The organism is Elusimicrobiales bacterium (genome assembly GCA_041651175.1).
In the GTDB taxonomy this organism is placed as follows: Bacteria; Elusimicrobiota; Elusimicrobia; order Elusimicrobiales; family Elusimicrobiaceae; genus JAQTYB01.
The window spans coordinates 32,533-56,915 of sequence record JBAZJT010000010.1; the positions used below are offsets into that span (position 1 = coordinate 32,533).

Genomic DNA, 24,383 nt, shown 5'->3' on the forward strand with positions numbered 1-24,383 from the left:
GGAGCCGGAACCGGTTCCGCGGCAGGCGGTTCCTCTGTCGCAGCCTCGCAGAAAGCAATCCGGCATTATGTTCAAGGCGGCGGTGCTGCTTGTGATGGCGGCAGCCGCCGCAGCTGGGTTCATGATTCACGGGCGGCGCGCGCGGAATGTGGTTTCGTATGATGAAACCGAATCGCTAAAGCCGGCGGTTCTGGCGGCGGTTCCGTCCGCGCCGGCTGCTCCAGACGCCTTGCGCCGGCGGGAAATGCCGCTTCCGTTTTATTCCGCGGATGCGCCGCAGTCCGGCGGCCCGCCTGCGCCGCAGTCTTCCGGCACGGACACGCCGCAGACGTTGTCCGGCTCCGCGCCCGCTTCGCCCGTGCCAGCGCCATCCGGCTTTGTGGGCGAATTGTTTCATGTCCTTGGCAAATACAAAAACAGGCCTGCGGCGCAGCGGTTTGTGGGCGAAATAACCGCAAACCCGGCATTTATGAAACTTCTCAAATCCGCGCCGGACATGCGCAGCCCGGTGGCCATGATGATGCAGTTTCAGGCCAGCGGCGCGGCTGCCGTTTTAATCAGGCACATGCAGGAACCGGAGTTCAAGCAGCTGGTCCGGGATATTTCAGGGGACCCGGAATTCAAAATGTTTGTGGAAAAAAACATGCCGCCCGGTTTCAAAGTCCCGAAAATAGACTGAATGCGGCGGCTTCGGCGTATGCCGCGGCGCGCCGCATGGACTGCTTTTCGCCGGTTGCGCCGCCGCAAATGGCGACGATTTTGGCAAAACCGGCGCGGCGCAGCGCGCCGGGGGACAGCGCACAGCTTCCGGCTACGGCAAAAACCGGTTTGCCGCATTCCGCTCCCAGTTGCGCCAGCGCGAAAGGCGTCTTGCCGCAAAGAGTTTGCGCGTCCAGGCGGCCTTCGCCGGTTAAAATTATATCCGCCGCGCGGGCGCGCCGCCGCGCATTTAGCATTTGCAGCACGGTTTGCGCGCCGCAGGCCATGCGCGCGCCGCAGAACGCATACAGCCCCGCCGCCATCGCCCCCGCCGCCGCCATGGATGGGCGGCGGGATATATCCAGCCCCAAATCCCGCTTTACAATGCGCGCGTAGCGCCGCAGCGCGGTCTCTATGATTTCCACTTCCTTTGGGGTCGCGCCTTTTTGCGGGCCGTAGACGCGGGCCGAGCCGTTTTCCCCCAGCAGCGGGTTGGTTACGTCTGCCAGCGCGATTATTCCGGCGCGGCGCACCAGCGGGTGCATGCGCCGGGTATCTATCTCCGCCAGCCGCAGCAACCCACGCGCGCCCGGAGCTACGGGAACGGAATTTTCGTCCAGCAGCCGCGCGCCCAGCGCCTGCGCGATGCCGGCGCCGCCGTCGCATGAGGCGGCGCCCCCAAGCCCGATAAGAATGCGCCGCGCCCCCTTTTCCAGCGCGGCGGCGATAAACTCGCCCGCGCCGAAGGAGGAGGCCTCCAGCGGGCGGAGCTTTTGCCCTTTAAGCAATGCCAGCCCGCAGCAGCGCGCGGTTTCTATAACGGCGCAGTTTCCGTTCCGCATCAGATACCGCGCCCGGACCGGCGCGCCAAGCGGCCCGCGGACGGTTTTTGAAAACAGCCTGCCGCCCGCCTCCGGGGAAAAGCCCGCGGACAGCGCGTCTATCAGCCCGTCGCCGCCGTCGGAGACGGGCATTATGTCAATCTCCGTGTTCGGGCGGGCGCGCCTGACGCCGCGCGCCATGGCGCGCGCCGCCTGCGGTCCAGAAAGCGAGCCTTTGAACGGATTGGGAGCTATGAGAATTTTCATTATGCAAGTCGCGCGCAACGGAACCGGCGCGCGCCGGCGGATTCCGCGGAATTTCGGGGCCGGCTCAATCCAGCGGGGCGCCTTCCGGCTCGGGCGCGACGGGAAGGGGCGGCTTTTTAAGCGGTGTCTCGTGCCACAGGCGGGTCATCAGCAGCGCCCCGGCCAGCGAGAACGGAACAAGCGTCCACACCCATATTCCCCACCCGTATTTGTCCAGCAGCCCGCCCAGGAAAAACCCGGTCAGCCCGGAGGCCAGATACTGCACCCCGTCCAACGTTCCAGCCACGGTGGCCGCGGCTTTGGCCCCGCCGAAATCCATGGACGCCGTGCCGGAAAGCATTCCGTGCACGCCGAATATCCACATGCAGCAAAACCCTACAAGGAAAGCCGCCGCTATTGGCGAGCCGGCGTATCCCAGCAGCAGCAGCGAAACAATCTGGCCCAGATAGAATAAAAACGCCACCGGCGCGCGGCGCGAGCCGAACACCCTGTCGGAGAGCCAGCCGCATATAAGCCCGCCGAGTATGCCGCCTGCGGTTATCCCCGCCGTCGCGATCGAAAACAGCGTCGTGCCGTGATCTATCCCGTGCATTTCTTTCAGAAACGGCGCGAACCACAGCATCAGCCCCTGCCGCACAAACCCCGTGCAGAATTCCGACAGCGCCAGCGTTATGATGACCGGGTTTGTGAACACGCGGGCCGCCAGATGGCGGAAATCCGGCGGCTTGCCGCTGTCCTGGTCGTTGGCGGTGGCGTCGCCGGTGTTGAAATTCTCGAACCCGGCGTCTTTGGGCGTATCGCGCACCATGGCAAGGTCCACCAGAAACATCAGCAGAATGCAGCCCGCCGGTATCAGGAAAACACAGTACCAGGGGAACCAGCTCAGTATCCAGCCGCCCACTGTCATGGCCAGAAAATAACCGCAGGAAATCATTATCCCGAATATGCCGCCGAAGACGCCGCGCTCGCGCACGTGGAACCACGGCGCGTTTATCTTGACAACCGACAGCGCGCCAAAGCTCTGGAAATACTGGTTCACGGCGTAGAGAAGCGACATCCCGACTATTATTTTAGTCTGCCAGCCGTTGAGAAAAAGCAGCCCTATGGCCAGGTTCAGCGCGCAGGCGCCCAGCGCGCCCAGCAGTATCGCCTTCCTGCCGCCGATGCGGTCGGCCAGCGGGCCGTTGATGATTACGGAGCAGGCGTATGTCCAGAACCCCGCTGTGGCTATGACGCCGAATTCCGCCTTGGTGAGATGGAACATGTCCATCATCGGCTTGCCGGCGACGTTAAGATTGTAGCGGCCCATGTAGAAGGTGGCGTAGGTAAGCCCCAGCGGGAACCAGTTAAGGAAACGCCGCCGCCGGTACTGCGCGGTGTGATTGACGGGGATGGCAGCCATTGCAATCAGTTTAACAAATTGGAGTTGCGCGCGGGATAAAACCCGGATGACGGCCCCATGTCAGGATTTGGGGCTGGTATCCACCCTCAGCACGAAGGGATAGGCGGAGGCCTTGGCCGCCGTGTTCACCGGCATTCTGCCGGCGACGGTTATTATGTATTCCGGGCGCGAGCGGCGCGTACCGTCGGCCAGCGGCACGGCGCGGACGGATATGGTTTTTTCCCACACAAATCCGGCGCCCTCGCCCAGCCGGGTAAGCGCCAGCTTCATAAAATCCTTCGGCTCGCCGGATGCCGGCACGCGGATGGACAACAGCGTGTCCGTTTCCGGCGCGATTATGCCGGTTTCGTAGGCGGCGGCATCCAGCCCTTTTTTTATGGAAATAACGCCCGGCGCGGCCCTGAGCGCGTCCAGCCTGTCCGGCTCTATCCAGCCGCGCACGGAGGCAGTGTCCGCGCCGGAGGCTCCGTCAATATCCATTCTGAAAGGCCGGAAACCGGACGCCGCCGAGGCCGCCTCCACCGTTTTCGCCATCGTCGTTCCCGCAGCGCGCACGGCAATCACCACGAATTCCGGCGCGCGTGAGAGGCTCTGCTCGGTTCCGGGGGCGGGAACTGGCAGCGCCAGCGGCCCGCTTGCCTGCACCTTGCGCACCTTATAGTCCATTTCCGAAAGGTTGTATTTGGGGCCGTGGTCGCCGAAAGCATATCTGTCCTGTGAAAAATGCGGCGCGTTAAGCTGGTTCAGCAAAATCTGTTCGGCTGCTTCGTGCTGGGTTGTGGTCGTGGCGGTCAGCCCGCGCCGCTGCGGCGGGGGGGTGTTTGTGGCGGCGTCCCGCAGATCCGATACGGGGGAAACGGTAAGCCGCTCCGCCGGCTGATTCGGCCTGCGGTAGCCGAAGCGGGTTTCCACGAAATCCTGTATTTCAGCGCCGGCGCAAACCGAGCGGACCGGGACGGCCTCCTCCGGGTCGGGATATGCGGCGCAATGCGGTTGAATCGCAAGCAGTATGTATAAAAGCGCGTTCATTAGGGTTCCAAACAAAACTATAGCCAAACACAACAAACCTCCGCAAGGACCGGAAGACCTATATCATAACCCGGCAGCAGTGTCCATTTTCCGCAGCCGGACGGCGCGTTTCTGCGCCGGCTGCCGTCAGTTGTATGCCGCGCCTTTCTGAAGGGCCTTGATGTTAAGCTCTATAAGCTCCGGCTTGGCGCGCTTGAAAACTTTCGGCAGCGCCTTGCCCAGCGCGTCAAGCGACACGGCCTTTGTTCTGGCGGCGAAAACGCCCAGCATCACTATATTGGCGATTTTGACCGTGCCCAATTGTTCCGCCAGCTCGTTTACCGGCACCAGCGCAACGTTTATATCCTTGCGCGACGGGCGCGAAGTTACCAGCGAGCTGTTTATCAGCAGCAGCCCGCCGCTTGCAATCAGCGGTTCAAATTTGGCCAGCGACGGCTCGTTCATCACAATCACCGTGTCCGGGCGGGAGACCACGGGCGAGGCCACCTCATCGTCCGAGATGACCACCGAGCAGTTCGCCGTCCCGCCGCGCATTTCCGCGCCGTAGGCCGGGAACCAGCTCACCTTTTTGCCGTCCACCATCCCCGCGTAGGCCAGCAGTATCCCCGCCGAGATGACCCCCTGCCCGCCGAAACCGGAAATTCTGATTCCCTGTGTCATTGCAATCCTCCGTCCCGGAACACGCCCAGGGGATAGTACGGCATCATTTTCTCGGCCACGAATTTCATGGATTCCACCGGAGACGCGCCCCAGTTTGTCGGGCAGGTGGACAGCACCTCCACCATTGAAAAACCCTTCCCCTCCGCCTGGTTTTTAAGCGCCTTCAGCACGGCCTTTTTCGCCTTTAGCACATTGGGCGCGGTGTTGATTGCCACACGTTCCAGATACCGCGCGCCTTCAAGCTGGGCCAGCATCTCGCAGACCTTTATGGGATAGCCGTTTACTTTCGGGTCGCGGCCCTTGGGGGCGGTGGTGGCAGTCTGGCCGATAAGCGTGGTGGGCGCCATCTGGCCGCCGGTCATGCCGTAAATCGCGTTGTTTACAAAGATGACCGTTATATTCTCGGAGCGTGCCGCCGCATGCACGGTTTCCGCCATGCCTATGGAGGCCAGGTCGCCGTCGCCCTGATAGGAAATGACAATGGTCTCCGGCTTGGCGCGCTTTATGCCGGTGGCTATGGCCGGGCCGCGCCCGTGCGGGCCCTGGATAGCGTCAAAGCCGAAGTAATGGTCCGCGAACACCGCGCAGCCCACCGGCGCAATCAGAACCGCCCGGCTGCGCAGCGAAAGCTCGTCCACCGCCTCGGCCAGGATGCGGTGTATGATTCCGTGGCCGCAGCCGGGGCAGTAGTGCATGGGAACGTCAAGCAGGCTTTCGGGCCGCTTGTTTGTTGCGGTAAGCGTTTTTTCCATGATTAAAACTCCAGCCCGTCGTTGTAGAGGGCTTCATTTTTGCCGTTGACGACGGATTCTATGGCGGTGAGAATGCCCTCGCCGGTGGTGGGGACGCCGCCCGGCTTGGCGTGCAGCCGGACGGGAACCCTGCCGTTCACCGCCAGCCGGACATCGGTTACAAACTGGCCCAGGCTCATCTCCACCGACAGCACGGCTTTGACTTTGCCGTTTGAGGCCAGCCCGCGCAACTGTTTGTACGGGAAAGGCCACAGCGTCAGCGGCCTGAACAGGCCGACTTTGAGCCCTTTCTCCCGCGCCATTCTCAGCGCGGCCAGGCAGGAGCGCGCCGCCGTGCCGTAGGCCGCCAGCAGTATTTCGGCGTCGTCGGCCATCACGGTTTCATAAAGCGTTTCCCTGTCCTCTATTTCGCGGTAGCGTTTGGCGCGGGCGAAGTTGAGGACTTCCAGCTCCCCCTCGCGCAAATCGTAGGAGCTTACCATGCGCCGGGGGCGGCCTTCGTTGACGCCTATGGCCCAGTCCGGCATTTTGCGTTTGGAAACGTCTACGGGCGGGGTTTCAAACTCAAGCGGCTCCATCATCTGGCCCAGAATGCCGTCGGCCAGAATCATGGCGGGGACGCGGTATTTCTCGGCCAGTTCGTAGCATTTGGCGGGGAAATTGCCCATTTCCTTAACCGAGTTGGGGGCCAGCACGATTACGCGGTAATCGCCGTGCCCGCCGCCGCGCGTTGACTGGAAATAATCGCCCTGCGAGCCGGCGATATTGCCCAGCCCGGGGCCGCCTCTGGTGATATTGGCGAAAAATATCGGCAAATCCGCGCCGGCGCAGTAGGAGATTCCCTCCTGCTTGAGGCTGATGCCGGGGCTGGAGGAGGAGGTCATCGTCCTCACCCCGGTCGCCGCCGCGCCGTAGAGCATGTTGATTGCCGAGGTTTCGGACTCGGCCTGCACGAAAGCGCCGCCCGCCTCCGGCAGCCGCCAGGACATGTATTCGGGAACTTCGTTCTGCGGCGTTATCGGGTAGCCGGCAAAGAAGCGGCAGCCGGCGCGCACCGCGCCCTCGGCCAGCGCCTCGTTGCCTTTCATAAGAATTTTATCGCCCATAGATTCTCCTATTTATATACCGTTATGGCGGCATCAGGGCAGATTACGGCGCACATTCCGCAGGCGACGCAACAGTCCTTTTTGTCCATCTTCGCCGGATAATAACCGGTGGCGCTGAAAGTGTCCGACATCGCGATGCACTTTTTCGGGCAGACGCTGACGCATAAGGCGCAGCCCTTGCAGCGCGCTTCCGCTACTACGATTTCTGGCATTGACGCCTCCTGATGCAAAGTTTGGATATACTTTAATTCTTGACGCCGCGGTTGTCAATGATTCCCGCGCCGCCTGCTGCGGGGAGTTTTTTCCACAGATGGCTCACAGATGACCACGGGTTTCCCGGACTTTCCCTTTGTGAGAAGTTGTCCGTGCCGGTTGCCTGTTTTGCGGATATCGCTGTCCTGGCGGCTATGGGCAGGGTGGACGCGACCGCGCTCATTTCGCGGCCCCGCAGGAATTTTGTATTGTGGACCATGCGCGGCGTTCCGCGCGGGAGATTCGCATGAAAAAAATCGTTTCTGCCGACGAGGCCGTAAGCGGAATCCGCGACGGCGCCAGCATAATGCTGGGCGGCTTCATGTGCTGCGGCCAGCCCTTCGGGCTGGTGGACGCGATTTTAAGAAAGGGCGTCAAAAACCTGACGCTTATAGTAAACGACACCGGCTCGCCGGGGCTGGGGGTGGCCAAACTGGTGGAGCAGCGGCGGGTGGCGCATGTAATCACATCCCATATCGGCCTTAATCCCGAGGCCGGCAAACAAATGAACGCCGGAACCATGAAGGTGGAACTGGTCCCCCAGGGCACCCTGGCCGAACGCATACGCTCCGCCGGGGCCGGGCTTGGCGCCGTTGTCACCCCGACGGGACTTGGCACCGAGGTGGAAAAGGGGAAGCAGAAAATCCTCATAGACGGGCGCGAATATCTGGTGGAACTGCCGCTGCGCGCGGAATTCGCCTTTGTAACCGCCGACATAGCCGACAAATACGGCAACGGCTTTGTCGCCAAGTCGCGCAAGAATTTCAATATAGTGATGGCGATGGCCGCGCAGGAAACCATTCTTGAGGCGGACAAGCTGGTTGAAACCGGCGAGCTGGACCCCGACAGGATAAATCTGCCGGGCGTATTTGTGCATACCATAGTGGAGGCCGGAAAATGACACCGCCCCTCGCTGACCCCAAAGCCGCAAGACGCCAAAGAGTGGCACAACGTATCGCCCGCGAACTGCCGGAGAACGGGCTGGCCAACCTCGGCATAGGTCTGCCCACCCTGGTGGCCGACTACCTGCCCAGCGGCAAAAACATACTGCTGCATTCCGAAAACGGGTTCACCGGCCTGGGCGGCGCGGCGCAGCCGGGCGCGGAGGACTGCGGCATAGTCAACGCCGGCGGCAGGCCCGTTACCATAATGCCCGGCGGCTGTTTTTTCGACTCGGCCATGTCTTTTGCCATCATCCGGGGCGGGCATCTGGATGTTACCGTGCTGGGCGCCCTTGAGGTTGACGAAGAGGGCAACATCGCCAACTACGCCATACCGGGCAAATTCGTCCCCGGCATGGGCGGCGCGATGGACCTGGTGGTGGGCGCCAAAAAAGTCATCATAGCAATGGAGCATACCAGCAAAAACGGCGAGCCTAAAATACTCAAGCGCTGCACCCTGCCGCTTACCGCCCGGCGCGAGGCGGATTTGATTGTAACCGAGCTTGCCGTAATCCGCGTAACCCCCTCCGGCCTGGCGCTGGAGGAAGTGGCCGAGGATTCGTCGGTGGAGGAGGTCATACAGGCCACCGGCGCGCGGCTTGCCATCCCCTCCAATGTCGGGAGATTCTAAATGGAAAAGATGATAATCACCTGCGCCATAACCGGCGCGGAAACCACAAGGGCGCATAACCCGAACCTGCCCGTTACCCCAGCCGAAATCGCCGACGCCGCCGCCGAGGCGCGCAAGGCCGGCGCGGCGGTGCTGCATCTGCATGTGCGGGACGCCAAAGGCAACCCCACACAGGACCCGGCGGTGTTCAAGGAAACTATTTCGCTGATACGGAAAAAGACCGACATTGTCATTGAGGTTACCACCGGCGGCGCGGTGGGCATGACGCCGCAGGAGCGGCTTGCCCCCGTAACGCTGGAGCCGGACATGGCCTCGCTGGACTGCGGCACCGTCAATTTCGGCGACGAATACATCATCAACACCCTGCCGGTAATGCGCGAATTCGCGGCGGCTTTCGCAAAACACAAAGTTCAGCCGACGCTGGAATGCTTTGACCTGTCGCATGTTTACGCCTCGCATGTCCTTATAAAGGAAGGGTTGATAAAGCCGCCTTTCCATTATGGGCTGGTGATGAATGTCCCCGGCGGCGTGAAATACGAGACGGATGTGCTGGAGCTGTTTGTCCGCAAGCTGCCGCAGGGCGCCTTCTGGACGGCGATGGGCATTGGCCGGGCCTCGCTGCCGGCGGTGCACGGCGCGCTGGCCATGGGCGGCTTTATCCGCGTGGGATTTGAGGATAACGTGTATTTCTCAAAGGGCGTGCTGGCAAAAAGCAATGCCCAGCTGGTGGAGCGCGCAGCCGCCATCAGCCGGCTGGCGGGCCTGCCCCCGGCGGAACCGGGCGACGTCCGCAAACTTTTCAATCTCAGGGAGGAATAAAATATGGCCGTAACTGTCGAAACCGGAATAAAAATTCTCAAAGGCGGCAACCCCTTCGGGACGCACCGCGTGGTGGAGCCGCAGGGCGCGCTCCCCCAGCCCGCGCTTAAAGTCAACAACGACATGAGCGTGATGTGGGACAACGAAATAATGGTGGACGTGGATATTCTCAACGTGGATTCGGCCAGCTTCACCCAGATAGAGGAAGCCTGCGGCGGCGACGAAGAGAAAATAAAAAAGATGATTCTCGGCATCGTGGGCGAGCGCGGCAAGCAGCAGAACCCGGTAACCGGCTCCGGCGGGATGTTTATAGGCCGGGTGCACAAGGTCGGCCCCGCGCTGGAGGGGAAAATCCCGCTCAAGGCGGGCGACAAGATAGCCAGCCTCGTCTCGCTCTCGCTTACGCCGCTTAAGATAGAGGAGATAACGAAGGTCAACAAGGAAACCGACCAGGTTTATGTCAAAGCGCGCGCGATATTGTTTGCCAGCGCGATATACGCCAAACTGCCGGAAGACCTGCCGCAGGCGCTTGCGCTTGCCGTGCTGGACGTTGCCGGCGCGCCCGCCCAGACCGCCAAGCTGGTGCGACCCGGCGACACCGTGGTCATAATCGGCGCGGCGGGCAAATCCGGCGTGATGTGCTCCTACGAGGCCAAAAAACGCGCCGGCTGCACGGGCAAAATAATCGGCATCACCAGTTCCGACAGCGGGCTTAAAAAAATGAAGGAATACGGCTTCTGCGACGTAAACCTCAAGCTCAGCGCTACCGACGCTCTTGCCTGTTACGACGCCATAATGAAGGAAACCGGTGGCAAACTGGCCGACCTCATCATCAACTGCGTAAACGTGCCCAACACCGAGATGAGCTCCATAATGATGTGCCGCGACGGCGGGACGGTTTATTTCTTCACCATGGCGACCTCGTTTACCAAGGCCGCGCTGGGCGCGGAGGGCATAGGCAAAGACGTCAATATGATTATCGGCAACGGCTATACCAAAGACCATGCCGAAATCACGCTGAACCTGCTGCGCGAATCCCCCAAAATCCGCAAAATCTATGAGGAGACTTATGCTTAGCGCGCATGCGGCGCGGCCCGGCGCGGATTACCGCCGGATTCCGCTGTTCAAAAACATAAGCGGGGCGGACTGGAACGACTGGCGCTGGCAGCTTGCCAACAATATCCGCGACGTAGACACTCTGGCGCAGGTTATCCGGCTGGATGATAAAGAGCGCGCCGAGCTGCGCGGCTGCCTCAAAAAATTCCGCATGGCGATAACGCCGTACTACGCCTCGCTGATGGACCCGCGCGACAAAAACTGCCCCGTCCGCAAACAGGCGGTCCCGTCGGTATCCGAGCTTAGGGACGACGAGTGCGACCTGGACGACCCGCTTCACGAGGACGTGGATTCGCCCGTGCCGGGGCTTACTCATCGCTACCCGGACCGGGTGCTGCTGCTGGTGACCAATGTCTGCTCCATGAACTGCCGCCACTGCACGCGGCGGCGGCTGGTGGGGTTTGAAGACAGCCCGCTTTCGCCCGCCAGCCTTAACAAAGCGATAGCGTACATCAAGAAAACGCCCTCGGTGCGCGACGTGCTCATCTCCGGCGGCGATCCGCTTACCCTGCCGGACGGCGTGCTGGAAGACGTCATCTCCCGCATACGCGCCATTGCGCATGTGGAGATTATAAGGATAGGCACCCGCGTTCCCGTGGTGATGCCCATGCGCGTTACCCCCGCGCTGGCGGCGATGCTGAAAAAGTACCATCCGCTGTATATCAACACGCATTTCAATCATCCCAAAGAGATGACGGCGGAGGCGCTGTCCGCCTGCGCCACATTGGCGGACGCGGGCATACAGCTTGGCAACCAGAGCGTGCTGCTGCGCGGCGTCAACGACTGCGCGGCCACAATGAAAAAGCTGGTCCACCAGCTGCTTATGGCGCGCGTGAAGCCGTATTACATATACCAGTGCGACCTGTCGCGCGGGATTTCGCATTTCCGCACCACGGTGGCCAAGGGCATTGAAATAATAGAGAACCTGCGCGGTCACACCACCGGCATGGCCGTGCCGACCTATGTGGTGGACGCGCCCGGCGGCGGCGGCAAAATCCCGGTGATGCCGCAGTACCTGATGGCCATCTCCGACGACAAGGCCGTGCTGCGCAATTACGAGGGCGTCATCACCGCCTACAGCCAGCCGCGGAACGCGGCCTCCGGCGGTTGCGGCTGCCGGTATTGCAAAGAGGAGAAATACGTCTCCCGCGAGGGTATAGCCGGCCTGCTCAACGGCTGCCGCATGACGCTGGAGCCAAAAGACATCAACCGCCGCAAGCGGCACGGCTGAAAATTCCTCAATCCGGCTGCGGTTTTAACCTGAATGTTTCAGTTGGTTGCGAGGACCGAGGCGAAAAAGCGCGAAATAATGCCGAACAAAATTATCCGCGCGCGCCTCACTGCGCGAAAGGATAATTTTGTGAAGGCAGTATGAAGCGATTTTTCGCCGAATCCCGCAATCCAACTGAAACATTCAGGTTAAGCGCAAAAGCCTCCGCCGCGCGTCGGGGGCTTTTGCTATACTGTGGAAAACGTATTTTTCAAGGAGAGATTATGCGAAAGTTGTTGTGCGCCGTCATTGCCGCGGCTTTTGTTTGTGCCCCGGCCTGCGCCAAGTCCGCCAAGGGCTCGTTTGAGGGAGGCGTCTATTTCCCGTCGCTGTCCGCGCCGGTGTTCGGCGACTGGGCTGCGCTGTCCTCTCCGTCGCTGGGTATGACGGTTTTCGGGGATTACCATGTGGCGGAGGCAGTAACGGTTGGCGCCGAAACGGGTTTTGACTTCGGCTATCCCATAGCGTTTCTCGACGGCGAGCATACCACCATGTTCCATTTCACGCCGCAGGTCAAATATTTCGGCAGGACCGTGCTTTTCAACAGGCCGGGCCGCTATTACGGCGTTTTCGGGATGGGGCTTTACCGCGCCTCCGTGCTTGACGACAGCAGCGCGGATTTCGGCATCAACCTGGGCGCCGGCGCGGACGCGGAGATAGGAAAGGATATGCGCGCGGGCGTGGAACTGCGCTGGCGGCATGTGTTTGCCGACGTTTCGGCAAACGACCTGGATATAATGCCCAAGATAAGCCTGGCTTTCTGACGAGGAGGTTCCGGCAGCCATTATGATTCGCAAACTCGCCATTGTCTGCGCCGGCGCCGCGCTGTGCGGCTGCTCGCCCAAATCCGGCGGCGGCCCCGGCGCGCCGCTGGCCCGCGTGGGCAAAACCGGCATCACCTTCGAGGAATTGCAGCGCAAATCCGCCGACGTTCCGGCTGAATACCGCTCCTTTGTGGATTCTCCCGCCGGGCGCAGGCAGTTTTTGCAGATACTCATACGGGAAAAACTTATAGTCGCCGCCGCCTCCGACAGCGACGTCGCCGGAAGCGACGCCTACCGCGGCGAGGCCGCCCGCATGAAAGAGGATATGGAGGCCCGCCTGCGCGAATCCCGCGAGTATCTGCTGACCAAAATGTGGCTGGACGCGCTGGAGCGGAAGGGAGTCCTGGCCGTTTCGGAATCCGAGATAGAGCAGCATTACCGCCAGTACCCGGAGGAGATTTCGGCAAGCCATATACTGCTTTCCGACCCGGGCGAGGCGGCCAGGCTGCTCAAATCTCTGCGGGCGGGAGCGTCTTTTTCCGCCGCGGCAAAGGAGCGTTCGCTGGACGCGGAAACCGCCCCGCAGGGCGGCAAAATCCGCCCGTTCATCGCCGGCGAATTCCTGCCGGAGCTGGAAAGCGCCGCCGCCGGCATGAAAACCGGCGAAACGCAGGGCGTCTTCAAAAGCCCGCTGGGCTGGCATATTTTAAGGAAAAATTCGCAGACCCGGCTGGCCTATGCCGCCGCGCATGACCGCATAGCCATGCTGCTCCGCAAAAAGAAGCTGGACTCGTATCTGGCTTCGCTTCAGTCCAAATACCCGGTAGAGGTGCTTAATGAAAGCTACAAATAAACTGCTGCTTGCCGCGCTGGCCGCCCCGCTGTTTTGCGGCGCCGCCGCGTGCAAGGTGATGGAAGACAGTATAGCCACCGTCAACGGAGAGCCGATTCTGCGCTCCGAGTATTCGCGCAATCTCGCCGCGATGGCGGAACAGTACCGCGCCGTAATGCCCAAATTTTTTGAGCAGAAGGACGCGGACAAAAAACTCACCCGCATCGTGCTGGACAAGATGATAGACAACCTGCTTATAGAGCAGGAGGCCGAAAAAAACAAGGTCCGCGTCCACGCCCGCGAGCTGGACGAGCGGATGGAAAAGCTCAAAAAGCAGTTCTCGGTGGATGAGACCGGCAAGCCGCTTTCCCCCTCAGACGCGGAGGCCAATTTCCGCAGGGAGCTTAAAAAGGAAGGCATAGACGAGGAGCAGTTCCGCCAGCGGCTTTCGCGCCAGATGGCGGCGGAAAAATATGTCAGCCAGAGTCTCCAGCCGAAAATCAAACAGCCCTCCGACGAGGAGGTCAGGAAATTTTTCGAGCAGCTTCAGTTCGTGGTGAAGGGCGACACGTCGCCGCTTGCCGCCATGAGCCCGGAGGACGCGCAGGAGACCGCCGGCCTGGCCCAGAATCTCAAAGACATGGGGGCCGAGCGCGCCAGCGTCCAGCATATATTCTTCAAAGCCCCGGAAAACGCCCCGCTTGCCGACAAAAGCAAGGCGCTGGAGCAGGCCAAGGCCGTCAAAAAAGAACTGGACGCCGGCGCCGACTTCGGCGACACGGCCCGCAAAAACTCCCAGGACGCCGAAAGCGCGGCGCGCGGCGGCGACATCGGCCCCGTCATAAAAGGGATGGGCCTCCCGGCGGAATTCGAGCGGCAAGCCTTCGCGGCGCAGGTGGGCGCGGTCAGCGAGCCGTTTGAAACGCCTCTCGGCTGGCATATAATCCGGGTCATGTCCCATACCGCCTCGCAGCCGGTTAAATTTGAGGATGTCAAAGACAGGCTCTCCGGCTATCTGATGAACCGCCAGTTCCGCGGCGAGGTTACAAAGCTGGTAAAGGAGCTGCGCGTGAAGTCCTCCATTGCGGAGCAGGAGGACAAATCGGGAAGCTGATTGCAATCACCGCCGGCGACCCGGCGGGCATAGGGCCGGAAATCTGCGTCCGCGCGCTGAAAGACAGGCGGGTGCGCGCGGCGGGGGATTTTGTGCTGGCCGGCGACAGGCGCGCGCTTGAGCGCGCCGGCTGGACCGAAAAGCTGGCCCCTGTAATTGATACCGGCGGCGGCCCGCCGCCGGCATACGGCAAACCGTGCGCGGCGGGCGGAACGTCTTCATTCAAGGCGGTGCGGCTGGCGGCGCGGCTGGCGCTAAGCGGCAGGGCACGGGCGATAGTAACCGCTCCGGTATGCAAACAATCGTGGTCGCTGGCGAAAACCGGATACAAGGACCACACCTCTTTTTTCCGGGAGATATGCCCGGACGCGCTGATGCTGTTTACCGCCGGCAATATCCGCTGCGCGCTGGTCAGCGAGCATTGCGCGGTGGCCGCGCTGCCGGGAGAGATAACGCGGGCGAAAATACTATCCCGCGCGAAAAAATTTTGCGCCGCGCTGAAATATCTGGGCATAAAAAAACCGCGCGTCGCGCTGTGCGCGCTTAACCCCCATGCCGGCGACGGCGGCGTGCTGGGGACGGAGGAAAAAACCGTCATCTCGCCGGCGGCGGCGGCGCTGCGCCGCGCCGGAATTGACATCTCCGGCCCGCTGCCTTCGGACGCGGCCTGGGCGCGGCATATAGACGGCGAATTTGACGGTATTCTGTGCATGTACCACGACCAGGCGCTTGTTCCGCTCAAGCTGGCGGCAAAATGCCCGCCCGTGCACCGGACTTTCGGGCTGCCGTTTGCCCGCACCTCTCCGGCGCACGGCGCGGCCTTTGACATAGCGGGCAAAAACCGGGCGGCCCCGTCCGGCATGATAGAAGCTATACTTGCGGCTGCGGAGGCTTGAAAAATGGCTGTAACCGAAAACGACGCGAAACACATCGCAAAGCTGGCAAGGCTGGAGCTGACGGAGCAGGAAATAAAACTCTACGGCGGGCAACTGGACGCCATTTTGCAGTACGCCGGGCAATTGGACGAGCCTGACACCGCCCCCGTCCCGCCGACGGCGCACGCTTTGGGCATTGAAAACGTCATGCGCGAGGACCTGCCGCGCCAAAGCCCCGCGCGCGGGGCGATACTGGCCAATTTCCCGCACCGTGAGTTTGACCTGCTTAAAGTCAGGAAGGTGATAGAATGAATTCCGCTTTTGAAACCGCCGGGCTGGTGAAAGCCGGCAAAACTTCGGCTGCGGAAACGGTCCGCGCCGCGCTGGACGCAATCGCAAAACTTGACGGCAAACCCTCCCCCGGTTCCCGGCTGCCCGGCGGGATAGGCGCTTTTCTTGAAGTCTTTGAGGAGAATGCCCTTGCCCGCGCGCGGGAGATAGACAAAAAACGCGCCTCCGGCGCGCCGCTTGGCCGGCTGGCGGGCGTTCCCGTCGCGCTCAAGGACAATATTTTATACGCGGGGCAGGAATGCTCCTGCGGGTCGCGCATTCTGGCGGGCCACAAGGCGGTTTATAACGCCACCGTGGTGGAAAAACTGCTGGCCCAGGACGCGGTGATTATCGGGCGCACCAATATGGACGAGTTCGCGATGGGCTCCTCCTGCGAAAATTCTTCGCGCCAGCTTACGCGCAACCCCTCCCATCCGGAATTTCCGGCGCGCGGGACCACCGGCGAAAAGTCCGCCTGGCTGCAAAAAAATCTAGAGAAGCTGGACCGCGTTCCCGGCGGCTCAAGCGGCGGTTCCGCCGCGGCGGTGGCGGCGGGGATGGTACCGCTTGCGCTGGGCTCGGAAACGGGCGGCTCGGTGCGCCAGCCGGCCTCGCTTTGCGGCATAACCGGCGTAAAGCCCACATACGGGCGGGTGTCGCGCTACGGGCTGGTGGCGTTCGCCTCCAGCCTGGACCAGATAAGCCCTTTCGCGCGCGACACGCGGGACGCGGCGCTGATTCTTTCCGTCATCGCGGGGCATGCCCCGTCGGATTCCACCAGCGCGCGGGAGGAGGCGCCGGATTATCTCGCCGGGCTGGACGGCGGCGTCAAAGGCATGAAAATCGGCATCGCGCCGGAGTTTTTCGGCGCGGGGCTGGACGGGCAGACCGGCGCGCTGGTCAAGGTCGCGGCGGAAAAGCTCAAAACCGCCGGCGCGGAGCTGGTGGAGATTTCGCTGCCGCACACCAAATACGCGGTGGCGGTTTATTACATACTGGCCTCGTCCGAGGCAAGCTCCAATCTGGCGCGGTTTGACGGGATGCGCTACGGATTGTCGGCGGAGGGCGCCTCGCTGGGCGAGGTATTCTGCAAAACCCGCGGCGAGGGGTTCGGCCCGGAGGTAAAGCGGCGCATAATGCTTGGCACCTACGCGCTTAGCGCGGGTTATTACGACGCCTATTACGGCAAGGCGCAGAAGGTGCGCACCCTCATCGCCCGCGATTATGCCGAGGCTTTCAAAAAAGCCGATTTGATACTCACGCCCACCTCGCCCACCCCCGCCTTCCGCTTCGGCGAAAAGACGGCGGACCCGCTGCAAATGTATCTCTCCGACATATACACCATCCCCTGCAACCTTGCGGGGCTGGGCGGCATGTCGGTGCCTTGCGGCAGGGTGTCCTCGGGCTGGCCGGCGGGCGCGCAGCTGCTGTGCCGCCATTTTGACGAGGCTCGCATGTTCCGCGCCGCAAGGACGCTGGAGGAAAATGCCGGCTGAATTCTCCTGCGGCGGGGTTGCGGTGGACGGCAGGAAGGTTTTGCTGGTCCGCGTGGACAACCTCAAAAACAGGAAAGTGTGGACTTTTCCCAAGGGCCATGTGGAGTGCGGCGAAACGCCCCGCGCCGCCGCGCTGCGCGAGGTGCTGGAGGAAACCGGCTACCGCTGCAAAATACTAAGGCCGCTGCTGCGGGTGCGCTACTGCTTTATGATGAACAGGGTACTCATACGCAAGGCGGTGCAGTGGTATCTGATGTCGGCGGTGTCGCGCGCGGGTAAGCCGGATTTCGCGGAGATTGAGGACGTCATGTGGGTGTCTCCTGAAAAGGCGTCGCTGCTGGTGCATTACCCGAGCGACAAGAAGCTGGTGCAGATGGTTTCCGCCCTGTGCGGCTGGACCATCCGCCAGCCGGAGCAGACAAATTCCTGCGGGTGAAACCATGCCTGAAAAATACGAAATCATAAGCCGGACGGAGCTTTCCCCCTCGGTCAGGCGGCATGTCATTTACGCGCCGCTGGTTGCGGCAAAGGCGAAAGCGGGGCAGTTCATAATACTGCGCGCCGCCGAAAACGGCGAGCGCGTGCCCATCACGCTCTGCGACTGGGACGCGGCGGCGGGGACCGTAACCGTCATCATACAAAGCGCGGGCAAATCCACCACCCTGTGCAACTCGCTGGGAACTGGGGATAAATTTCTCACCGTGGCCGGGCCGCTCGGCATCCCCGCCGAAATAAAAAATTACGGGACGGCGGTCTGCGTGGGCGGCGGCGTGGGGATAGCGGAAGTCTATCCCATAGCGCGCGCGCTTAAAGCCGCGGGCAACAGGGTCGTGTCGGTGCTGGGCGCGCGCAGCCGGCAGCTGCTTATACTGGAAAGCGAGATGCGCTCCGTCTCCGGCGAGGTTCTGGTTGCCACAGACGACGGCTCTTACGGGACAAAAGGGCTGGTTACCGGCGTTCTGGGCAGGCTGCGCGCGGACGGCGCGAAAATGGATTTCATATTCGTCATCGGCCCCGTCGTCATGATGAAAGCCGTGGCCGATTTGACGCGCGATTGGGGGGTGGAGACCGTGGCCAGCCTCAACCCCATCATGGTTGACGGAACGGGGATGTGCGGCTGCTGCCGGGTGGAAGTGGGCGGAGAGGTGAAATTCGCCTGCGTGGACGGCCCGCATTTTGACGCGCACAAGGTAAATTTCCAGAATCTGGCGGCGCGCATCTCGCTCTACCGCGATAAGGAAAAAGCCGCGCTTGAAAGCTGCGCCGGATGCAGGCTGGACGAGGCTGCGCGGAAAAGCGAGAAATAATGCCGGACAAAATTATCCGCGCGCGCCTCACTGCGCGAAAGGATAATTTTGTGAAGGCGGTATAAAGCGATCTTTCGCCGAATCCCGCAATCCAACTGAAACATTCAGGCTAAAACAAGGCTATTGCGCGGACATCTCCAAATCGCCGGACATGGAGGTTATGTTCACCCTCAGCCCCTTGCCGCCGGCGGAGGGAAATCTCGCGCCGGTCCTCATGCCTTTCCGCGAAAGAAACGACAGGTCCATTTTAGTCCCGGCGGGGAAAAACAGCCCGACATCGCCGTTTATCGTGCTAAGGGAAATTTCGCCGGACGGAGGTGCTTTCGGCCAGTGCAGGTTTATGGCGCCGCTGTCGGTGTTCACATCCGCCGTGCCGTAAAGCGAGCCGGACACATTGCCCGACACGGTCTCCGCTTTCAGCTGCCCCGCCAGCCCGGACACCCGCATGTTCCCGGAAACTGTGCTGAGTTTTGCGCCGCCGGCGACGTTTTCCGCCTCTATGCCGCCGGATGCGGTATTGACCGCCAGGCCCTGCGCCGCGCCGCGAACCGAAACCGGGCCGGATACCGTGGCTATTCCCACCGGCCCCCCTGCGGATATAACCGTTATGCTGCCGGACACGGTTCCTATTTTCATTTCCTGCCGCGCGGAGTTGGCCGACACATTGCCGGAGACGGCGCTTATGTCCAGTTTTACCGCCGCAGGGGCGGAAACGGCCATGCCGGCGGAGCAGTCATCCTCTCCGTTTTTCCGCGCCCTTTCCGCCGGACGCAGCGTCGCCGTAAGCTGGCCGGAGGAAACAACGGTTTCCAGCGAGCATTTTTCGCTGTCAAACCGCGCAACATAAATACGGACAGGGCCGTCCGCCGGCTTGAAATCAACATCGCCGGAAACGGCGCTTATAACCATGCTCTCCACGTCTTTTGCCGGGAATTCCCTGCTGACGTTTGTTACTTCGGCGCGGACGGAGACGGCACAGCAGGCAAAGGCCAGCAGAATGAAGACGGATTTATTCATGGGGGTAATGCGCGCGCGGACGGACAAATCCGCGCCGCGACACTCGCGGCGCGGGCGGCGGCGCGGCTTATAAATGCGTTATGCCCTCTTTAAGGGCGTAGCGTATAAGCTCGGCCTGTTTGTGGATGTCCAGCTTGCGCATTATGTTGTTGCGGTGCACATGCACGGTGTTGAGCGAAAGCCCGAATTCCGCCGCGATTTCCTTGCTGGAATAGCCCTCGGCGATAAGCTGCAGCACCTCGCGCTCCTTGGGCGTCAGCGTGGGCAGCGACGATGGCGCAGGCATCGGCCCCTGCCCCAGGAAACCCTGCACCACGTACTTGGACACTTTCGGGCACAGATAGAAGCGCCCCGCGTTCACCTCGCGCACGGCCTGAATGATTTCATCCGAGTTGGAAAGTTTGACTATGAACCCCCGCGCGCCGGCCTTTAGCGCCTTTTCAACGGAAGGGCTGTCGTCGTGCATGCTCAGCATGACCACTTTGCTCTTGGAGCGCGTTCTCAGGAGGCGGCGCGTGGTTTCCACGCCGTTTAGCAGCGGCATGGAGATGTCTATCAAAAAAACATCGGCTAGGTCGGGATTTGCCTGCACCATGTCCAGCAATTCCTTGCCGTTGGAGGCTTCGCCGGTTATGGTGATGTCGGGCGCTTTGCGCTCCAGCGCTGCGCGTATGCCGTCCCGCACAACGGAATGATCGTCCGCTATTGCCAGCTTTATAGTCATGCCTTCCTCCCACTTTCCGATTTTACCGCGGTTTCCAGCCCGGCCAGTTTCCGGACTATGCCGCGCGCGGTATGCCCGGCTTTGAATGCCGTTTCCGCTGCCAGGGCCGCTTCCATGGAGCGCAAAAGCCGCAGATTCGCCGCGCAGCCCTTTACCGAATGCATTATTTCCGCGCCGGAGTTCATATCCCCGGACAGCGCCGCGGCCCTGGCCTGCGCCAGCTGTGCCGCGGTCTGGGCCGCAAAATCTGCAACCAGCCCGTCATAAACGGCTTCGTCTATGCCGCCCAGTTCCTCAAGAATTCGTTCTTTAGCCTTGTCCGGCATGATTGTATAGCCCTTTATTGTTACATTGTACGCAATTAAACACGAGATGCCAAGCGGAATTGTCGCGGAGCCTTTTTGCCCCTTTCTGGACAGGCCGCCAAAATTATACACTGGAGGGGACGTTACTTCCCTAATATAAGGAGCTTTTATGGAACGCAAGCTTGTCGCCATGGACGCAAACACCGCCGCCGCGCATACCGCGCACGCGACCAACGAGGTGATTGCGATTTATCCGATAACGCCCTCCTCCGTGATGGGCGAACTGAGCGATTTGAAATCCGCCAAGGGCGAAAAAAATATCTGGGGCGATATCCCCGAAGTCATAGAAATGCAGTCCGAGGGCGGCGCCTCCGGCGCGGTGCACGGCGCGCTTACCGCCGGCTCGCTGACCACCACCTTCACCGCCTCGCAGGGCCTGCTGCTGATGATACCGAACATGTACAAAATCGCGGGCGAGCTGTCGCCGCTGGTGTTCCATGTCTCGGCCCGGGCGGTGGCGACGCACGCCCTGTCCATTTTCGGCGACCATTCGGACGTGATGGCCTGCCGCCAGACCGGTTTTGCGATGCTGGCCTCCGCCAATCCGCAGGAGGCGATGGATTTCGCCCTCATCTCCCAGGCGGCGGCGCTGGAATCCCGCGTTCCTTTCCTGCATTTCTTTGACGGGTTCCGCAGCTCGCACGAACTGAACATGGTGGAGCCGCTCTCTTTTGACCAGATGAGGGCCATGCTGCCGGAAGAGCTGATTGCAAAATACCGCGAGATGGCGCTGGACCCGGAGCGGCCCGTGCTGCGCGGCACCGCCCAGAACCCGGACGTTTTCTTCCAGGCGCGCGAAACCGCCAACCCCTATTACGACAAATGCGCCGCCATCACCGCCAAAGCGATGGAGAAATTCGCCAAAACCGCCGGGCGCAAATACTCGCTTATTGAATACTACGGCGACAAGGACGCAAAACAGATAACCGTCATCATGGCCTCCGGCGCAGACACCGTGCGCGAAACGGTGGACTACCTCAACGCCCAGGGCGGAAAATACGGCGTCATCAAGGTGAACCTGTACCGCCCGTTCCCGGTAAAGGAATTCGTGGACGCGATTCCTGCCTCCGTGGAAGGCATAGCGGTGCTGGACCGCACCAAAGAGCCGGGTGCCGTCGGCGAGCCGCTGTATCAGGACGTTTGCGCCGCGCTGCTTTCCAAAGCCGGGCGCGCCAAATTCGCCAAGACCCCGCCGGTGATAGGCGGGCGCTACGGGCTGGGCTCCAAGGAATTCACCCCGGCCATGGTGAAAGCGGTATACACGAAGAGCGGGCTCAAACACCCGGAGCAGGGCTTTACCGTCGGCATCAACGACGACCTGACGGGGCTGAGCCTCTCCCACGACGCGGCCTTTGACATTGAAGGCAAAGACGTTTTCCGCGCGCTGTTCTACGGACTGGGCTCCGACGGGACGGTGGGCGCCAACAAAAATACCATCAAAATCATCAGCGAGGAAACCGACAACTACGCGCAGGGCTACTTCGTCTACGACTCCAAGAAGGCGGGCTCCATGACGGTGTCGCATGTGCGCTTCGGCAAAAACTACATACGCGCGCCGTACCTTATAAACAAGGCCAGGTTCATCGGCTGCCACCAGTTCAGCTTCCTGGAAAAATACGACATGCTCTCCCGCGCGGAGGAAGGCGCGGTGTTCCTGCTCAGCAGCCCCTACAGCGCCGCCGAGGTGTGGGCCAAAATCCCCTGCGAGGTGCAGCAGGCGGTGATAGACAAAAAACTGAAGTTTTATGTCGTCAACGCCTCCGAAATCGCAAATCAGACCGGGATGGGCGCGCGCATAAACGTCATCATGCAGACGGCGTTTTTCGCCATCTCCGGCGTGCTGCCCAAGGACGAGGCCATCTCCGCCATCAAGAACGCGATTAAAAAGACCTACTCGCGCAAGGGCGAGGACGTGGTCAAAAAGAACTACGCCGCCGTGGACGCCACGGTTGCCGCGATAGAGCAGGTCAAAGTCCCCTCCAATGCCGACTCGTGCATACGCCGCCAGCCGGCGGTTCCGGCGGACAGCCCGCAGTTCGTGCGCGAGGTGCTGGGCGAGATGATAGCCTTCCGCGGCGACGATATACCCGTCTCCAAATTCCCCGCGGGCGGCGTTTTCCCGACGGCCACCTCCCAGTACGAAAAGCGCAATATCGCGCTGGAATCCCCGGTCTGGGAGCCGGACCTCTGCATACAGTGCGGCATCTGCTCGCTTGTCTGCCCGCACGCCGCCATACGGATAAAAGCGCACGACGGCGCCAACGCCCCCAAATCCTTCAAGACAGCCGAGGGCAAGGGCGACCTCAAGGGCCTCAAGTTCACCGCGCAGGTCGCGGTGGAAGACTGCACCGGCTGCGGCGCCTGCGTCTACAACTGCCCGGCCAAGGACAAGAACAATCCGCAGCGCAAGGCCATCAACCTGGCCCCCCAGACACCGCTGCGCGAGACCGAGATAGAAAACTTCAAATACTTCATGGCGCTGGAAGACAAGGCCGCCGCGAAGGTCAACCGGTTTACCATAAAAGGCAGCCAGCTCCAGCGGCCCCTGTTTGAGTTCTCCGGCGCGTGCGGCGGCTGCGGCGAGACGCCGTATGTCAAGCTGCTTACCCAGCTGGTCGGCGACCACGCCGCCATAGCAAACGCCACCGGCTGCTCCTCAATCTACGGCGGCAACCTGCCGACTACGCCCTATGCCAAGCGCTCCGACGGCAAAGGCCCGGCATGGAGCAACTCGCTGTTTGAGGATAATGCAGAGTTCGGGCTGGGAATGCGCCTCGCCTACGACCAGCTTGGCGCGGAGGCGCGCGCGCTGCTCAAAAAGCTGTCCGCCTCAACCCTGCCGGCCAGCAAAAAACTGGCAGACGACATCATCGCCTGCGCCCAGAAGGACTGGGTTGAGATAGAACAGCAGCGCGGACGGGTGGCGGACCTCAAGCGCGCGCTTGGCGGCAAAACCGGCCAGGACGAAATCCGGCTGGCCGCGATAGCCGATTACCTTGTCAAAAAATCCGTCTGGATACTGGGCGGCGACGGCTGGGCTTATGACATCGGTTACGGCGGGCTGGACCATGTGCTTGCCTCCGGCAGGAACGTAAAAATCCTCGTGCTGGACACCGAGGTTTACTCCAACACCGGCGGCCAGATGTCCAAGGCCACGCCCACGGGCGCGGTGGCGCAGTTCGCCGCCGGCGGCAAGATGCTGCCCAAGAAAGACCTGGGCATGATCTCCATGACCTACGGCAACATCTATGTCGCCAGCGTAAACATCGGCGCGAACTACCAGCAGACCATCAAGGCGTTTGAGGAGGCCGAGGCTTATGACGGCCCCGCCATCATCATCGCCTATTCGCATTGCATAGCGCACGGCATAGACATGCGCTCCGGCATGGGCGAAGGCAAAAAGGCGGTCGCCAGCGGGCGGTGGATACTCTACCGCTTCAACCCGGCGCTGCGCGCGCAGAAGAAAAACCCGCTTGCCATAGACAGCGGCGCGCCCACCATCCCGCTGGAGCAGTACATGTCCGGCGAGAACAGGTTCCGCGCCCTCGCCGCCTCCAACCCGGATGCCGCAAAACGGCTGATGAAGCTGGCGGACGAGGAGTACAAATGGCGGCTCAGCGTCTACCGCCAGATAGCCGCCATGTCCTGCGACACGGAAAAGAAAGAGGAAAAGGTCCCCCAGGCAGCCTAGCCGCAGGCTGAACCCGGCGCGGCCAGCCGCCGCGCCGGAAGACGGCAGTCCCGAATTCCGGGACCGGCTCTTGCTCCGGCTGCAACCTGCGGTTGCAGCCGGA

General features: G+C 61.6%; 25 protein-coding genes. 15 read left to right on the plus strand and 10 right to left on the minus strand.

Going from position 1 to position 24,383, the window contains the following annotated elements:
* Nucleotides 1–67 precede the first annotated feature (67 nt).
* Complete coding sequence (locus tag WC421_06935; protein MFA5161965.1) at nucleotides 68–679, plus strand: hypothetical protein; 612 nt, start codon at nucleotides 68–70, stop codon at nucleotides 677–679.
* Here WC421_06935 and WC421_06940 read toward each other — a convergent pair.
* The 7 genes from WC421_06940 to WC421_06970 all read right to left on the minus strand — a co-directional run bounded on the left by WC421_06940 (nucleotide 657) and on the right by WC421_06970 (nucleotide 6,948).
* The gene (locus tag WC421_06940) at nucleotides 657–1,787 is read right to left on the minus strand and encodes a glycerate kinase (GenBank protein ID MFA5161966.1); all 1,131 of its coding nucleotides are present in this window, start codon (nucleotides 1,785–1,787) and stop codon (nucleotides 657–659) included. The genes WC421_06935 and WC421_06940 overlap by 23 nt on opposite strands.
* Before the next feature lie 64 nt (nucleotides 1,788–1,851).
* Nucleotides 1,852–3,189 (minus strand): MFS transporter, encoded by a 1,338-nt coding sequence (locus WC421_06945; GenBank protein MFA5161967.1) that lies wholly within the window; start codon nucleotides 3,187–3,189, stop codon nucleotides 1,852–1,854.
* A gap of 60 nt (nucleotides 3,190–3,249) precedes the next feature.
* On the minus strand, nucleotides 3,250–4,218 hold the full coding sequence (locus tag WC421_06950) for a hypothetical protein (GenBank protein MFA5161968.1): 969 nt from the start codon (nucleotides 4,216–4,218) through the stop codon (nucleotides 3,250–3,252).
* 126 nt (nucleotides 4,219–4,344) lie between these two features.
* Nucleotides 4,345–4,878: a 2-oxoacid:acceptor oxidoreductase family protein gene (locus tag WC421_06955; GenBank protein MFA5161969.1), complete on the minus strand. Its 534-nt coding sequence runs from the start codon at nucleotides 4,876–4,878 to the stop codon at nucleotides 4,345–4,347.
* The gene (locus WC421_06960) at nucleotides 4,875–5,630 is read right to left on the minus strand and encodes a thiamine pyrophosphate-dependent enzyme (protein MFA5161970.1); all 756 of its coding nucleotides are present in this window, start codon (nucleotides 5,628–5,630) and stop codon (nucleotides 4,875–4,877) included. The genes WC421_06955 and WC421_06960 overlap by 4 nt, the downstream gene beginning before the upstream one ends.
* 2 nt (nucleotides 5,631–5,632) lie before the next feature.
* Nucleotides 5,633–6,736 carry a 3-methyl-2-oxobutanoate dehydrogenase subunit VorB gene (vorB, locus tag WC421_06965; protein ID MFA5161971.1) on the minus strand — a complete coding sequence of 368 codons (1,104 nt, stop codon included), beginning with the start codon at nucleotides 6,734–6,736 and terminating at the stop codon, nucleotides 5,633–5,635.
* Between the two features lie 8 nt (nucleotides 6,737–6,744).
* Nucleotides 6,745–6,948 (minus strand): 4Fe-4S dicluster domain-containing protein, encoded by a 204-nt coding sequence (locus WC421_06970; GenBank protein ID MFA5161972.1) that lies wholly within the window; start codon nucleotides 6,946–6,948, stop codon nucleotides 6,745–6,747.
* Nucleotides 6,949–7,235: 287 nt separating this feature from the next.
* Here WC421_06970 and WC421_06975 point away from each other — a divergent pair, with 287 nt between their 5' ends.
* The 13 genes from WC421_06975 (at nucleotide 7,236) to WC421_07035 (ending at nucleotide 18,483) form a co-directional block, all read left to right on the plus strand.
* The gene (locus WC421_06975; GenBank protein ID MFA5161973.1) at nucleotides 7,236–7,889 is read left to right on the plus strand and encodes a CoA transferase subunit A; all 654 of its coding nucleotides are present in this window, start codon (nucleotides 7,236–7,238) and stop codon (nucleotides 7,887–7,889) included.
* The gene (locus tag WC421_06980; protein MFA5161974.1) at nucleotides 7,886–8,560 is read left to right on the plus strand and encodes a 3-oxoacid CoA-transferase subunit B; all 675 of its coding nucleotides are present in this window, start codon (nucleotides 7,886–7,888) and stop codon (nucleotides 8,558–8,560) included. Before WC421_06975 ends, WC421_06980 begins: the two co-directional genes overlap by 4 nt.
* Nucleotides 8,561–9,379, plus strand: a complete 819-nt coding sequence (locus tag WC421_06985; protein MFA5161975.1) for a 3-keto-5-aminohexanoate cleavage protein — start codon at nucleotides 8,561–8,563, stop codon at nucleotides 9,377–9,379.
* 3 nt (nucleotides 9,380–9,382) lie between these two features.
* On the plus strand, nucleotides 9,383–10,456 hold the full coding sequence (locus tag WC421_06990) for a zinc-binding dehydrogenase (GenBank protein ID MFA5161976.1): 1,074 nt from the start codon (nucleotides 9,383–9,385) through the stop codon (nucleotides 10,454–10,456).
* Nucleotides 10,449–11,726: a lysine 2,3-aminomutase gene (ablA, locus tag WC421_06995; protein ID MFA5161977.1), complete on the plus strand. Its 1,278-nt coding sequence runs from the start codon at nucleotides 10,449–10,451 to the stop codon at nucleotides 11,724–11,726. The genes WC421_06990 and ablA overlap by 8 nt, the downstream gene beginning before the upstream one ends.
* A 263-nt stretch (nucleotides 11,727–11,989) precedes the next feature.
* Nucleotides 11,990–12,529, plus strand: coding sequence for an outer membrane beta-barrel protein (locus WC421_07000; GenBank protein MFA5161978.1), 540 nt, complete (start codon nucleotides 11,990–11,992; stop codon nucleotides 12,527–12,529).
* 22 nt (nucleotides 12,530–12,551) lie between these two features.
* Nucleotides 12,552–13,382, plus strand: coding sequence for a peptidylprolyl isomerase (locus WC421_07005; protein ID MFA5161979.1), 831 nt, complete (start codon nucleotides 12,552–12,554; stop codon nucleotides 13,380–13,382).
* On the plus strand, nucleotides 13,366–14,475 hold the full coding sequence (locus WC421_07010) for a peptidylprolyl isomerase (GenBank protein MFA5161980.1): 1,110 nt from the start codon (nucleotides 13,366–13,368) through the stop codon (nucleotides 14,473–14,475). Before WC421_07005 ends, WC421_07010 begins: the two co-directional genes overlap by 17 nt.
* Before the next feature lie 92 nt (nucleotides 14,476–14,567).
* Nucleotides 14,568–15,371 carry a 4-hydroxythreonine-4-phosphate dehydrogenase PdxA gene (locus tag WC421_07015; GenBank protein ID MFA5161981.1) on the plus strand — a complete coding sequence of 268 codons (804 nt, stop codon included), beginning with the start codon at nucleotides 14,568–14,570 and terminating at the stop codon, nucleotides 15,369–15,371.
* 3 nt (nucleotides 15,372–15,374) lie between these two features.
* Complete coding sequence (gene gatC, locus WC421_07020; protein ID MFA5161982.1) at nucleotides 15,375–15,662, plus strand: Asp-tRNA(Asn)/Glu-tRNA(Gln) amidotransferase subunit GatC; 288 nt, start codon at nucleotides 15,375–15,377, stop codon at nucleotides 15,660–15,662.
* Nucleotides 15,659–17,176 (plus strand): Asp-tRNA(Asn)/Glu-tRNA(Gln) amidotransferase subunit GatA, encoded by a 1,518-nt coding sequence (gatA, locus tag WC421_07025; protein ID MFA5161983.1) that lies wholly within the window; start codon nucleotides 15,659–15,661, stop codon nucleotides 17,174–17,176. The genes gatC and gatA overlap by 4 nt, the downstream gene beginning before the upstream one ends.
* Nucleotides 17,166–17,612, plus strand: a complete 447-nt coding sequence (locus tag WC421_07030; protein ID MFA5161984.1) for an NUDIX hydrolase — start codon at nucleotides 17,166–17,168, stop codon at nucleotides 17,610–17,612. Before gatA ends, WC421_07030 begins: the two co-directional genes overlap by 11 nt.
* 4 nt (nucleotides 17,613–17,616) lie before the next feature.
* Nucleotides 17,617–18,483, plus strand: coding sequence for a sulfide/dihydroorotate dehydrogenase-like FAD/NAD-binding protein (locus WC421_07035; protein ID MFA5161985.1), 867 nt, complete (start codon nucleotides 17,617–17,619; stop codon nucleotides 18,481–18,483).
* 120 nt (nucleotides 18,484–18,603) lie between these two features.
* On the opposite strand, the gene WC421_07040 is transcribed toward WC421_07035, so the two are convergent.
* From WC421_07040 to WC421_07050, 3 genes are all read right to left on the minus strand, one after another.
* On the minus strand, nucleotides 18,604–19,500 hold the full coding sequence (locus WC421_07040) for a DUF4097 family beta strand repeat-containing protein (protein MFA5161986.1): 897 nt from the start codon (nucleotides 19,498–19,500) through the stop codon (nucleotides 18,604–18,606).
* 67 nt (nucleotides 19,501–19,567) lie between these two features.
* The gene (locus tag WC421_07045) at nucleotides 19,568–20,224 is read right to left on the minus strand and encodes a response regulator transcription factor (protein MFA5161987.1); all 657 of its coding nucleotides are present in this window, start codon (nucleotides 20,222–20,224) and stop codon (nucleotides 19,568–19,570) included.
* Nucleotides 20,221–20,550, minus strand: coding sequence for an Hpt domain-containing protein (locus tag WC421_07050; GenBank protein MFA5161988.1), 330 nt, complete (start codon nucleotides 20,548–20,550; stop codon nucleotides 20,221–20,223). Before WC421_07050 ends, WC421_07045 begins: the two co-directional genes overlap by 4 nt.
* Nucleotides 20,551–20,698: 148 nt before the next feature.
* On the opposite strand from WC421_07050, the gene nifJ reads away from it, so the two are divergent.
* Nucleotides 20,699–24,280 carry a pyruvate:ferredoxin (flavodoxin) oxidoreductase gene (gene nifJ, locus WC421_07055; protein ID MFA5161989.1) on the plus strand — a complete coding sequence of 1,194 codons (3,582 nt, stop codon included), beginning with the start codon at nucleotides 20,699–20,701 and terminating at the stop codon, nucleotides 24,278–24,280.
* The last annotated feature ends 103 nt before the right edge of the window (nucleotides 24,281–24,383 follow it).